Raw genomic sequence first — 13,290 nt, 5'->3', positions numbered from 1 at the left:
AGTAAACAGTAAACAGTGAGCAGTCAGCGGAATTTGTGTCTAGATTTTGCCTGAAAACCAAGGAACGAGCATGAAATAGCTACGACAACTTTTGGAATAGGGTTCGGTGGCTTGCTTAACAGGTGTCGGCGGCAAGAATATCCGCCGTAAAGCATACAAGGACGTATTCAAGACGTTCTGTCAAGCGAGTCACCGAACCGCTAGAAAGCTGAGTGCTGTAGAGTTTTTCATTTGCATGTTTTTAAGTGATAACAGGTGCCGTTGTTTGAGCGCAGATCTTTATACGGGTCAATTCAATGATTATTTTGGGAGTGAGTTATGGGCGATATCAGCCGTGTCGCGTTATTCGGTAAGCTGAATAAAGTGTGCTACAAATCCATAGAGGGCGCTACCGTGTTTTGTAAAATGCGCGGCAATCCTTATGTAGAATTAACGCATTGGTTGCATCAGATTCTTCAGTTGCAAGACTCGGATCTCCATAAAATCATTCGTCAATTCAATCTCGACCCCTCCAAATTGGCGCGCGACTTTACCGAATCTTTGGATCGCCTCCCAAGAGGCTCTACATCGATTTCCGATTTATCGTCGCATGTCGAAGAGGCTGTCGAGAGAGGATGGGTATACGGTACATTAATGTTCGGCGAATCGCAGGTACGTTCGGGACATTTGGTTGTCGGCATTCTTAAAACGAAGGGTTTGAATCATGCCTTGCTCGAAATTTCCAACGAATTTGGAAAAGTCAAGCCGGATACCTTAACCGAACGTTTCGCGGAGATTGTCAGCGGCTCGCCTGAAGAAGGTCTGCATTCAAGCGACGGTTTTCAAGTCGGAGGAGGGGCTGTTCCGGGCGAAGCCAGCGGCGCGATGTCGCCGGCGCAGATGGGTAAACAAGAAGCCTTGAAACAATTCACTGTCGATTTAACCGAACAGGCGCGACAAGGCAAGATGGACCCGATCGTTGGGCGCGATGAAGAAATCCGGCAGGTCATCGATATTTTGATGCGTCGACGTCAAAACAACCCGATATTGACTGGCGAGGCCGGCGTCGGCAAAACTGCCGTCGTTGAAGGCTTCGCGCAGAAGATCGTCGCCGGGGACGTGCCGCCGTCCTTGCTGGACGTCACGTTGCGTACGCTTGATGTCGGTTTGCTGCAGGCAGGCGCCAGTATGAAAGGCGAATTCGAGAACCGCTTACGTCAAGTGATCGAGGAAGTGCAATCATCCGAAAAACCTATCATTTTGTTTATCGACGAAGCGCATACCTTGGTCGGCGCTGGCGGCGCAGCCGGCACCGGCGATGCAGCGAATCTTTTAAAACCGGCTCTGGCTCGAGGTACGCTCAGAACCGTCGCGGCTACGACTTGGGCCGAATATAAGAAACATATAGAAAAAGATCCGGCATTGACGCGGCGCTTTCAAGTCGTGCAAGTACTGGAGCCGAATGAGGAAAAAGCGATACTGATGATGCGAGGTGTCGCATCGGTCATGGAAAAACACCATCAGGTTCAAATACTCGATGAGGCTCTGGAAGCTGCGGTAAAGCTGTCTCACCGATATATTCCCGCCAGGCAGTTGCCCGATAAATCGGTTAGTTTGCTAGATACTGCATCGGCACGCGTAGCAATCAGCCAGCATGCCGTTCCTGCCGCAGTCGATGATTGCCGAAAACGGATTAACGGATTGGATACGGAATTGGCGATCATCGGCAGAGAAAAGTCGGTTGGCGTCGATATCAAAGACCGCGAAACGATTGTTCTGGAAAAACTTAAAGCCGAAAAAGATCGCTTGGCGTTGTTAGAAGAGCGCTGGAATAACGAACGTGAGCTCGTAAAAAACATTTTAGATATTCGTCAAAAACTGCGAGAACAGGGCGGTAAAGTCGAGGGGACCGACAGCAAACTCGAAAAGGCGGTTGACGAAGTTGCGGGAGTCGATTCCGAATCGGCAACACGCAATGGTCTGCTTGAGGATTTAAAAAACTTGCTATCTCAATTGCATGATTTGCAAGGCGAATCGCCGTTGATTTTACCGAGCGTCGATGCTCAAGCCGTGGCTTCCGTCGTCGGCGATTGGACCGGAATTCCAGTCGGGCGTATGGTCAAGAATGAAATCGAGACCATCATTCATCTGGCCGATGCCATCGAGCAGCGCATCATCGGACAACGTCATGCGTTGGAAATGATAGCGCGGCGCATACAAACCTCGCGCGCTGGCCTCGATAATCCGAATAAACCGATCGGCGTGTTCATGCTGGCCGGTACGTCGGGAGTCGGAAAAACCGAAACAGCCCTGGCCTTGGCCGAAGCCTTGTACGGCGGCGAGCAGAATGTCATCACAATTAACATGAGCGAATACCAGGAAGCGCATACCGTGTCGACGCTGAAAGGTGCTCCTCCGGGGTATGTCGGCTACGGCGAAGGCGGGGTGTTGACCGAAGCTGTTCGACGAAGACCCTATTCGGTCGTGCTGCTCGATGAAGTCGAAAAAGCGCATCCGGACGTTCATGAAATTTTCTTCCAGGTTTTCGATAAAGGCTGGATGGAAGACGGTGAAGGCCGGGTCATCGACTTCAAAAATACGCTGATTCTTTTGACTACCAATGCCGGTACCGAGCTGATCGCCAATCTCTGTAAAGATCCGGATTTGATGCCGGAGCCTGAAGGCATTGCCAAAGCCTTGAGGGAACCGTTGCTAAAAGTCTTTCCGCCGGCATTGTTGGGCCGTCTGGTCGTTATTCCATATTACCCGTTAAGCGACGAAATGATCGCCGCAATCGCGAAATTGCAGTTAAAACGTATCGAAAAACGTATTGTTGAAAATCATAAGGTACCGTTCAGTTATGATGAGGATGTTATTAAATTGATAGCCGAACGCTGTACCGAAGTCGAAAGCGGCGGCCGCATGATCGATGCGATATTGACCAATACGGTTTTGCCCAGTATCAGCTCCGAGTTTTTAACGCGGATGATGGAAGGTAAGACGATTGAAAGGGTGCATGTCGGTGTGGCGAATGGAGAGTTTATTTATGAGTTTTGAATCAAACTACTTATTGGGAATACTCGTTTCTTAAAGTCGTTAATGCAAATAATACAAAGGGGTGTATCTTATGTCTTTTTATCTAAATGTACCATTTGTCACACAACTTGGTATTGGCGCAGAGATCGGTAAACATCACGGACGGGATGATCCAACTGGATGCTGGTATGCCAGTTTGTGCATGGTTGGTTTTTATTTTGAAGCAGGGCCTCGGTTAGGTAACCCGGAATTATTTAAACGTCCTCTAGACAAACTTAAACACGGTACAGATGTCGGACATTTTCCTATAGGTGGTGATGCTGAATTAAAAATGATGCAGAACGAAGGATTAGAAGAAGTCCCTGAACCGGCTGATAAAAAATGGAAAAATTGGCAACTTGCGAAAATGCTTAAAGAGTATGGACCTTTAATGATGTCTTGGTGGGCTCCGGGGGCTCATGTTTCAGTTGTTATTGGTATAGACTCTGAAGCAAATGAAGTGATTTATCACGACCCGGAAAACGCGCCAAATTCTCGGATGTCGTTAAATAATTTTAACAGCAAATTAATGTGGGGGAACCGCGCATTGATGCGAAAAAAAGGAAAACCACATCAAGGTTGATAAATTTATCTCACTGGTTTTTGCGGACAAGAACCTATTCTAAAGTTCACCTTGATAGTCGCATTGCCGATTAAGAGAAGTTATTGATGACCGAATTCTTAGGTAGTCGATAAAATTATTATTCATAAAATTGAGGTATTTATGCCAGCTGTAGATCGCTTTCTTTCTGACCCTGTTGAGTTTATGCAAAATAACATCGTTTCAACTCCTGAAGGAGGTGATGTTAATAAAACAGGAGGTAAAAAATTTTTTACTCTGGAAAAACTTAATGGTCTTGCAAGTAGTCTCGAACGTCCAGGGGCGCAGATTGCAACTTATATGGCTCGGCCTGCAGGTAATGGAGGGAATGCTGAGGGCATAATGGAAATATATTGGTGCCCTTATCAGGATGACTCTATTCAGTCTACGACAGTAAGCAATGCTGCAAATATCATGTTTACTGCGCCGATGAACGGTTGCAGCTTTGGCGTTGGTTCTCCAGCCGAGGATGGTTCACGCTATGTCGCTCACATTAATATGAAATCGCAAAATAATGCATGGAACAAACAGGACGCTATCTTGAAGGGCAGCAAACTGGGAAGTACGATCGTGAGCCCGCATATGTATATGGGCTCGGATAAAGATCCTGTTCATGTGATCACTTTTGGTGTCCGTAACTCAAAAACTAGGCAATGGAGTTTTTATTACCAGCTTACCAAAATGGGTGTTGGCGCAAACGGTATTATTAAGACATTGATTGGAGTGTTTCCAGTCTGAAATTAAGTTAAGTAAGCAATGAAACTGACAGCATATAAGCTAAAAACCTTGATATAAACGAGCCAATAAAACCAGTTTTTTCAGTCGCCTCTGTTAGACCACTTTATAACCGGAATTTTATAAATCATGGCACAAAACAATAGATCCGTTACTGCCGATACTCCTTTAGGCGATGATCAGCTGGTTTTCTATCGTATGACGGGGACAGAATCCATCGGCAGATTGTTCGAGTTTGAGGTTGAGTTAGTGCGCGATCTGAAACTGGGCAGTGTTAAAGCCGATCAATTGTTGGGCAAAGGAATGACAGTCAAGCTGGATCTGCCCAACGGGGGCACGCGGTTTTTTAACGGTGAGATCGTGCAATTCAAGCATATAGGGCTCCGTAGTCGCTTCAGTTGTTACCGTGCAACATTAAGGCCTTGGTTATGGTATTTAACCTTAAATGCCGATTGCCGAATTTTTCAAGATAAATCGGTTATCGAAGTCATCAAAGCGGTATTAGACAACTATGCTTTTGCCGATGTTCTTTATAAATTGGACGGCGAATACAAAACCTTGGATTATTGCGTTCAATATAGAGAAAGCGATTTCGATTTCATTAGTCGCTTGATGGAACACGACGGCATCTTTTATTACTTCGAGCATCAAGACGGTAAACATAAATTAGTAATTACCGATTCGAATAAAGCTTTCGAAACTCAAAGCGGCTATCGGTCCATTCCTTATATGCCTCAGGGAAATATCGAGAGCCGTGAGCGCGATCATATTCACGAGTGGCTTCAAGAGAATCAAGTCACGGCAGGTAAATTCGAATTGAATGATTTCGATTTCGAAACGCCAAGCTCCGATTTAACGATCAAAAAACATAATCCGGGGGGGTATTCTCATTCCGGACAGGAAGTCTACGATTTTCCAGGAAAATTCTCGTCATCAACGGTAGACAGCAAGCTGGTCGATAAGCGCTTGGAAGAGCGGCAAAATGCCTATTCCATTAAGCGCGGTCAAGGCAATGCTTTGGGCCTCATTCCCGGTATGAAATTCACACTAAGCGATTTTTATTTTGACGAAGAAAACATCGAACATGTCGTTGTGTCGGCATCCTATATTATTCAAGGCGACGATAGCGTTTCAGGTATGGGTGGAGGCGGTGAGATTTTTCAATGCAGTTTCGACGCGATCGATGCAAAGCAAGCCTTTCGATCGCTCAGATCGACACCCAAACCTTCGGTTTCAGGGTCGCAGACCGCGATTGTCGTCGGCCCGTCGGGTGAGGAGATTTGGACCGATAAATACGGCCGCGTCAAGGTCCAGTTTCATTGGGACAGGGAAGGGCAAGACGATGAAAATAGCTCGTGTTGGGTCAGGGTTTCTCAGCCGATGGCCGGTAAGAAATGGGGTTGGGTTTCTTTGCCGCGGATCGGTCAAGAAGTCGTCGTCAGTTTTTTAGAGGGCGATCCGGACCGTCCGTTGATAACCGGGAGAGTTTACAACGACGATCAAATGCCGCCTTATGATTTACCTTCTAACAAAACCCAAAGCGGTATCAAGACCCGCAGTTCAAAAGAAGGTACGGCCGATAACTTCAACGAATTACGTTTCGAGGACAAAAAAGGCGAGGAAGAGGTTTACATCCACGCCGAAAAAGACCTTAATTGTGTAATCGAAAATAACGAGACTCGCAAGATCGGTTTAGATAAAAAAGACAAGGGCGATCAAACGATCGAGATCCAAAACGATAGAACCGTTACTTTGCACGACGGCAACGATAAGTTGAAAATTGAAACAGGCAATCGTAACATCGAGATCGATCAGGGTAATTATGACTTGAAGGTATCGACCGGCAATCATTCGATCAAGATTGATTCCGGTAAAAGCACGATTGAAGCGATGCAATCCATTGAGCTCAAAGTGGGCGGCAGCAGTATCGAAATCACCCAAGCAGGGATCACGATCAAAGGAACTATGATAAAAGTGGAGGGCAGTGCGATGTCTGAAATAAAGAGCCCAATGACCACGGTCAAAGGAGACGGCATGTTGATTCTGCAGGGCGGCTTGACAAAAATTAACTAGCGTATGGGCAATGACTGAAATAAATTTAATAAAAATAAAACAAGAAAAGGCTTCCGAAATCTCTGGGTTGTTCGAGTTAAGCGAATTAGGTCAATCGTTATTAACTCAAGACGTCACGCCTGCTGAATTTATTGAAAAATTAATACAAGAAGAATGTTTCACTGATTGTATTAATTTTATCGCTTATGGCTTACCCAAAAGAGAAGCGACATGGTGGGCTTGCTTGTGTGCTCGTAGTTGTCAAAGTACTCAAATGAATCCAAAGGATGCGAAGGCGGTGGAGTCGGCCGAAGCTTGGGTGTATAAGCCTATTCAAGAAAATGCTAAAGCCGCTTTTATTGCTGCGGAAGCGACAGATTTTAAAACGGCTGCCGGTTGGGCGGCAACAGCGGCATTTTGGAGCGGTGATAATCTTTCACCTTTGGATGACAATATTGTTCTTCCGGCTCCTGATCTTACCGCAAAAGCGGTTGCAGGCGCCATTATGCTGGCTGCTTCCCAAGATGGTGCCGCTCAGGTCAAAAACAGAAAGCAGACATTTATTCAGCAAGGCATTGATATTGCGAAGGGTGGCGACGGTCGTAAGGTTGTACAGTAATCAAATAAACTAACGGCTAGCCAAACCGTTTTATAACTTTCCCAATTCGAATTTCGGAATCGTGCTCCCTCTCTCAATCTCAAGATGTCCGATGAGATGGACTTTTAACCCTTCACGTTGTGAAAACCGAAATTTGATGATCGAACACAATTAAGGATTTGGTTGTAAATAACTTGGAGGGCTCGGTAACTCGATTGGCGGGTGTCGGCGGCAGGGAAAGCCGCCGTCAAGCCTACAAGGACGTATTCACGGCGTCCTGTCAAGCGAGTTACCGAACCCTCAACATAGCACATAGTCCCCGGACGTTATTTATCACGAAATCCTAAAGGAGCGAGTATGTTTCCAGCAGCTAGAGTGACAGACATGCATGTTTGTCCTATGGTTACAGGGGTAGTGCCCCATATAGGTGGGCCTATTTTACCGCCTGGAACCCCAACCGTATTGATAGGCAATTTACCGGCCGCAAAAGTCGGGGATATGGCGACTTGTGTGGGACCTCCGGATACCATTGTCAAAGGATCATCCACGGTATTGATTTGCAACATGCCTGCAGCGCGCTTATTGGATAATACTGCGCACGGCGGAGTCATTGTCGGTCCTGGTTGTCCGACCGTTTTAATAGGCGGTTAAAGCTTTCTTTTTATGCCCTAGCGCTAAAAAGGCAAAGCCAATAGTTGGCAAACGATTTTGGATTACGAGTTGGTCAATATCGAGCTTTTTGATACAGCACTAAAGTTACTGTGAAAGTTCGTAGATATAGACCCTTTATCTAATTTTTCGATATACGGCGCTCGACAGAGCGAATGCCGGTTCCGGAGAGGGTGCGGTTGCTCGACCGACAGGCGTCGGCGGCAGGGAAAGCCGCCGTCGAGCCTACAGGGATGTATTCACGGCGTCCTGTCGGGCGAGTGACCGTACCCTCCCCACCAGAGAACTTTCATTTGCCGGGGCGATGGCCAGGCCTTCATGAACGTTACTGTGAAAGTTCGCAAATCTAATTTTTCGATATGCAAAACCAAGCGCGCCAAGATTTTTCGCGAAAGCTGAAATGGGGTCCGTCCGATTTCAGCAGCGAAAAATGACTTGGCGATTATTGCCTTCGGCGGCCCCGATTCGCCCTGCGTCCGTGCCACTACGCCACATCATCGTATACTCGATGCGGCTCCGTAGCACTCCCACAAATGGCTTTACGCCGTGTCGCGATGCCTTGTATTTTGCCTCCGCCTGCGCTATTCGCGCAGACTCCGGCAAAACACCCGGCGCTACGGCTATCGGGGACTAAAAATCTTCACTTCGCTAACGCTCCGTTTCCAAGATTTTCAGCGAATGCTGTAAAAATGCCGGTTCCGAAGAGGTTGCGGTTACTCGATTGACAGATGTCGGAGTTATTTCATGCGCGTTCCTAAACAAATTTCCAGGTAAGCTGTTTTATGGCCCAAAACAATCGATCCGTGACAGCCGAGACTCCGCTCGGAGACGATCAGCTCATCTTCTACCGGTTGACAGGTAAGGAAGAAATCGGCCGATTGTTCGAATTCGACGTCGAGCTGATTCGCGATCAAAAACTGGGAGGCGTCAAGGCCGATCGATTGCTCGGCAAGGGCATGACCGTCAATCTCGATCTGCCGAACGGAACGACGCGTCATATCAACGGCGAGATCGTGCAATTCAAACATACCGGCCTGCGCGGACGCTATATTACCTATCTAGCTACGTTGAGGCCTTGGCTATGGTATTTGACGTTGAATGCCGATTGCCGAATATTCCAGGATAAATCGGTCATCGATGTCATCAAGGAAGTCTTCAGCCGCTACTCCTTCGCCGACGTTCAATACAAACTGGATGGCGATTATCAGCCTTTGGATTATTGCGTGCAATATCGCGAAAGCGACTTCGATTTCATCAGCCGCCTGATGGAGCACGAAGGCATCTTTTATTTCTTCGAGCATGACAATGGCAAACATACTTTGGTCATCGCCGATTCGAACAAAGCATTTCAGATTCGGAGCGGTTATCAGACCATTCCTTATTTTCCGCTCGGCAACACAGACAGCCGCCAACGCGATCATATTTTCGAATGGCTCCAGGAAAATCAGGTAACGACAGGAAAATACGAACTCAACGATTTCGATTTCGAATCGCCCAGCTCCGATTTGACGATCAAGAAGCACAATCCCGGCGGCTATTCGCATAGCGATCAAGAGATCTATGACTTTCCGGGAAAATTTACCGTATCATCGGTCGATACCAAGCTGGTCGATAAGCGACTGGAAGAGCGGCAAAATGCTTATTCGTTGAAACGCGGCCAAGGTAATGCTTCGGCGTTGATTCCCGGTATGAAGTTTTCGCTCGCGGATTTCTATTTCTCGGAAGAAAACAAGGAGCACATCGTCGTGTCGGCTTCTTATGCGATTCAAGGCGACGATCTTGAATCGAGCATGAGTGGAGCGGGTGAGATATTCCAGTGTACTTTTGCCGCGATCGATGCCGCTCAGGCTTTTCGTCCGGAAAGACTCACTCGGAAGCCGATCGTTTCCGGCTCTCAGACTGCGATTGTCGTGGGTCCGTCAGGCGAAGAGATTTGGACCGATAAATACGGCCGCGTCAAGGTGCAGTTTCATTGGGATAGGGAAGGGCAAGACGATGAAAACAGTTCGTGTTGGGTCAGGGTTTCTCATCCGATGGCCGGTAAGAAATGGGGTTGGATATCGTTGCCGCGCATCGGCCAAGAAGTGGTCGTCAGTTTCCTGGAAGGCGATCCGGATCGGCCTCTGATCACCGGACGAGTCTATAACGACGAGCAAATGCCGCCTTATGAGTTGCCAACCAATAAAACGCAAAGCGGTATCAAGACCCGCAGTAGTAAGGCAGGTACTGCTGATAATTTTAATGAAATCCGTTTCGAGGACAAGAAAGGCTCCGAACAGCTTTTCATCCATGCTGAAAAAAATCAAGACATCGAAGTCGAAAACAACGAGACGCACTGGGTAGGCAACGACCGCAGTAAAAACATCGATCATGATGAAACAACCGTCGTCGGGCACGACCGAACCGAGACGGTCGGCAATAATGAGACGATCACAATCGGCGTCAATCGCACCGAAACGGTCGGTTCTAACGAGTCGATCACGGTCGGCTCGAACAGAACGCGCAATGTCGGCCAAAACGAAGTCGTCAATGTCGGCTTGACCCGTACCCACAATGTCGGCGTCAACGAAATGATCAACGTCGGTGCGGCACAAGAAATTACGGTAGGCGCCGCGCAAACCATTACGGTCGGTCTGACTCAGGCCGTGACGGTAGGTAAGGATCTGAATGAAACGGTAGGCAACAATCGCAGTGCCAGCGTCGGCAAGGACAATTCTCTCAGCATCGGAAAGAATCTGACGATCGATGCCGGCGACCAAGTCGTGATCAAGACGGGCAAGGCCAGCATCACGATGAAAAAAGACGGCACGATCACGATTCAGGGCAAGAACATTACGATAAAAGGCAGCGGCGAAATCAATGCGAAGGCCGACAAAAATGTAGTAATCAAAGGTAAAAAAATCCTGCAAAATTAATATATACTTCGCGCGGCCACATTTGCTGGTAAGCTGACGCGCTCTTTTTTCCGATAGCGGCCTTACCTACATGGATGTAGGTAAGGGGCGTGAGCAGGAGCGGAAGCTTTGCGAAAACAGTTACATAGCTTGCTATGCGCCTGTTTTCGCGCCTTGCTCTCGAACAAAATAGCAATTGCCATAAAAGCCTCAAACATGACCGCGCGAAGTATAATTTTTCGGAGACGCAAGCATGACCGATGTTTTGACCAAACCAACGAATCAGCTTTACACAGAAAATGCCATCACAGAAAAGATCGACGGCGTGGTTGTCGGTTTATTGATTGGATTCGACGGTCAAGGCGCGCCTCTGGTCGGTTTCACTGGTAATCCTCAGGCTGAGGCAGCGCCGGCCCGTTCGACCGCGAACCTGACGCGCGAGGATATCGGCTGCGAGGTGGCATTATTGTTCGAAAATGGCGACCCGGCGAGGCCGCTGATCATCGGACGCATGCAACAGCCGGTTATTTCAACCGAAAAGCCGAATGAACAAGCTTTCAATGCAGAAATAGACGGCGAACGGGTAGTCCTGCAAGCCAATCAGGAAATCGTGTTGCGCTGCGGCAAGGCCAGCATCACGTTGACCCGCGCCGGTAAAATCATCATCCGAGGCGCTTATATTCTCAATCGCTCGTCCGGCGTCAATCGCATCAAGGGCGGCTCGGTGCAAATCAACTGATATGGATCTGATCAACGCCACCCGCATGCAGGCAGCCTATACTCAAGGCTTGCAAGTCGATGGCCGAGAACTGTTGGTGGTCGTGATCAAAGGGACCTTTCAGATACCCGAGTTGGCCAATATTGTCCCGCAGCTAGCCGAGGAGCAAACTCCATTGGTTTTCGCCGATACTTTCACCGGAGAACCGGGATTTTCAGCGCCCATTTATGAAAGCGACTTCGCGCCCAGAAAACCACGCTGCGACGTGTTGCTGCTCGGAACCGCCTATGCGCCGGAAGGCACGCCGGTCAATCAAATTCCGGTCGGCCTTAAAGTCGGCGATTTTAAGAAAGTATTTCGCGTCGTCGGCGATCGCGTTTGGCAAGCGGGTATCGGCGGCATCGAGGCGAAGCCGCCGGCGCCGTTTTTGCAAATTCCGATCACCTATGATCGCGCCTTCGGCGGATTGGACGATTTTCATGTCGATCCCGAAAAACACAGCGCCTATCGGCCTAATCCGGTAGGCGTTGGCTATCACGCCATGCTAAGCAGCGAACTCGTGAACGGCGCGCCGATGCCGAATACCGAGGAGAGCGAACGTTCGATTACGAATCCCGCCGGCGACTATCGACCGATGTCTTTCGGTCCGGTCGGGCGCAGTTGGGAGCCGCGTTATCGTCTAGCCGGAACCTATGATCAACACTGGACCGACCATATTTTTCCGTTTCTACCGCCCGATTTCGACGAAGCCTATTTTCAGGCGGCGCCGCCCGATCAACAAATTCCGTATTTGCAAGGCGGAGAAGAGATCGTGTTGGCCAATCTGACGCCGTCGGGACGAAGCCGTTTTTGGCTGCCTAAAATAGACATGCCGGTCGTGTTTTTTCCGAAAAAAGGGGGCAAGGAAGAAACCCGGGCGATGATCGATACCTTGATCATCGAGCCTGATTTGGGGCGATTCACGATCACCTGGCGCATCGCACGACCGTTGAAGAAGAGCATGTTCGAAGTTTCACAAGTATTGGTCGGCGAAATGTCTCGGGCTTGGTGGCGTGCTCGGGAGATAGGCAAAACCTATTATCCTTCGTTGGCGCATTTGGCTAAAGCCAATCGACCGGAAGCGGAGGAGGAAAGTTGAGTAATCCTACTCCCTTTATACTCAAAAAATGGTTAACTTTATGAAGGTATGGGATGTGGCTAGCGAGGATGTCGGCAGCAGGGAGAGCTGCCGCCAAGCCCCCATGGAGTGGTTCACGGCGGTCCTCGATAGACACATCTCATACCTTTTATTCTTAGACGGTTTTTCGTACAAAAGGGAGTAAATGAAAATTTATTTGGATAATTGTTGTTTCAACAGGCCCTTTGACGATCAGTCCCGGCTAAGAATCAAGCTTGAATCAGAGGCAAAATTAAAGATTCAAGAAGATATTCGCGCAGGTATCTTTGGGTTGGTATGGTCATATATTTTAGACTATGAAAATAGTAGAAATCCTTTTCATGAGCGAAGAGAACAACTTTCAAAATGGCGCAATTATGCCCAAGACGATATAGAAGCTAGCACGGAGCTTATTGAAATTGCAAACCGTATTACCGCAATTGGGATCAAGAAGACCGATTCGCTTCATATCGCCTGTGCAATTATGGCAAATTCTGATTATTTTCTAACTACTGATGACGGCATTATTAAAAAATCCATATCAATCGATGATGTCAAGATTACCGATCCCATTGGTTTTATAAAAGAAGTGATGCAATGATTACCGATACCGAAATTAAAACAAAAGGCATGCAGATCCTTTCCGACTATCTCGGAGATGTCGAAGCGGAACGATTTATCGCTTTGATTCAGAGAGAGCCTTTCGATTACACAAAGTGGCATCAAGAACAGGATGATTCAATGACTATCGAAGAACTGAGTGAACATGCAATGGCTTTGCGAAAAAAACTCGAGCAAACAACCAAATAGCAT

The 13,290-nt window shown here is 47.9% G+C and carries 11 protein-coding genes; all 11 read left to right on the top strand.

Annotated features, from left to right (window positions below; translation table 11 throughout):
• The first annotated feature begins 318 nt into the window (after positions 1–318).
• The 11 genes from tssH to EQU24_RS11150 all read left to right on the top strand — a co-directional run bounded on the left by tssH (position 319) and on the right by EQU24_RS11150 (position 13,287).
• Positions 319–3,036: a type VI secretion system ATPase TssH gene (gene tssH / locus EQU24_RS11205; protein WP_017839417.1), complete on the top strand. Its 2,718-nt coding sequence runs from the start codon at positions 319–321 to the stop codon at positions 3,034–3,036.
• Between the two features lie 70 nt (positions 3,037–3,106).
• Entirely contained in the window at positions 3,107–3,637 is a 531-nt protein-coding gene (locus tag EQU24_RS11200) for a papain-like cysteine protease family protein (protein WP_014148418.1), read from the top strand.
• Between the two features lie 141 nt (positions 3,638–3,778).
• A complete protein-coding gene (locus tag EQU24_RS11195; protein ID WP_017839418.1) occupies positions 3,779–4,393 on the top strand; it encodes a hypothetical protein in 615 nt (204 codons plus the stop codon).
• 126 nt (positions 4,394–4,519) lie between these two features.
• Positions 4,520–6,463, top strand: coding sequence for a type VI secretion system Vgr family protein (locus tag EQU24_RS11190; protein ID WP_017839419.1), 1,944 nt, complete (start codon positions 4,520–4,522; stop codon positions 6,461–6,463).
• Between the two features lie 10 nt (positions 6,464–6,473).
• A complete protein-coding gene (locus EQU24_RS11185) occupies positions 6,474–7,061 on the top strand; it encodes a DUF6931 family protein (RefSeq protein ID WP_017839420.1) in 588 nt (195 codons plus the stop codon).
• 336 nt (positions 7,062–7,397) lie between these two features.
• Positions 7,398–7,691, top strand: a complete 294-nt coding sequence (locus EQU24_RS11180; protein WP_026130018.1) for a PAAR domain-containing protein — start codon at positions 7,398–7,400, stop codon at positions 7,689–7,691.
• 800 nt (positions 7,692–8,491) lie between these two features.
• Positions 8,492–10,624, top strand: coding sequence for a type VI secretion system Vgr family protein (locus tag EQU24_RS11175; protein ID WP_017839423.1), 2,133 nt, complete (start codon positions 8,492–8,494; stop codon positions 10,622–10,624).
• Between the two features lie 232 nt (positions 10,625–10,856).
• On the top strand, positions 10,857–11,342 hold the full coding sequence (locus tag EQU24_RS11165; protein ID WP_014148424.1) for a DUF6484 domain-containing protein: 486 nt from the start codon (positions 10,857–10,859) through the stop codon (positions 11,340–11,342).
• A gap of 1 nt (position 11,343) precedes the next feature.
• On the top strand, positions 11,344–12,459 hold the full coding sequence (locus tag EQU24_RS11160; protein ID WP_017839425.1) for a DUF2169 family type VI secretion system accessory protein: 1,116 nt from the start codon (positions 11,344–11,346) through the stop codon (positions 12,457–12,459).
• 184 nt (positions 12,460–12,643) lie between these two features.
• Positions 12,644–13,078, top strand: a complete 435-nt coding sequence (locus EQU24_RS11155; protein WP_017839427.1) for a hypothetical protein — start codon at positions 12,644–12,646, stop codon at positions 13,076–13,078.
• Positions 13,075–13,287: a hypothetical protein gene (locus EQU24_RS11150; RefSeq protein ID WP_017839428.1), complete on the top strand. Its 213-nt coding sequence runs from the start codon at positions 13,075–13,077 to the stop codon at positions 13,285–13,287. Before EQU24_RS11155 ends, EQU24_RS11150 begins: the two co-directional genes overlap by 4 nt.
• Positions 13,288–13,290 lie beyond the last annotated feature (3 nt).

Origin of the sequence: Methylotuvimicrobium buryatense (assembly GCF_005931095.1) — a bacterium.
In the GTDB taxonomy this organism is placed as follows: domain Bacteria; phylum Pseudomonadota; class Gammaproteobacteria; order Methylococcales; family Methylomonadaceae; genus Methylotuvimicrobium; species Methylotuvimicrobium buryatense.
The sequence above is the reverse complement of the archived record's forward strand: the minus strand, read 5'-3'. Positions and strand labels throughout refer to the sequence as shown.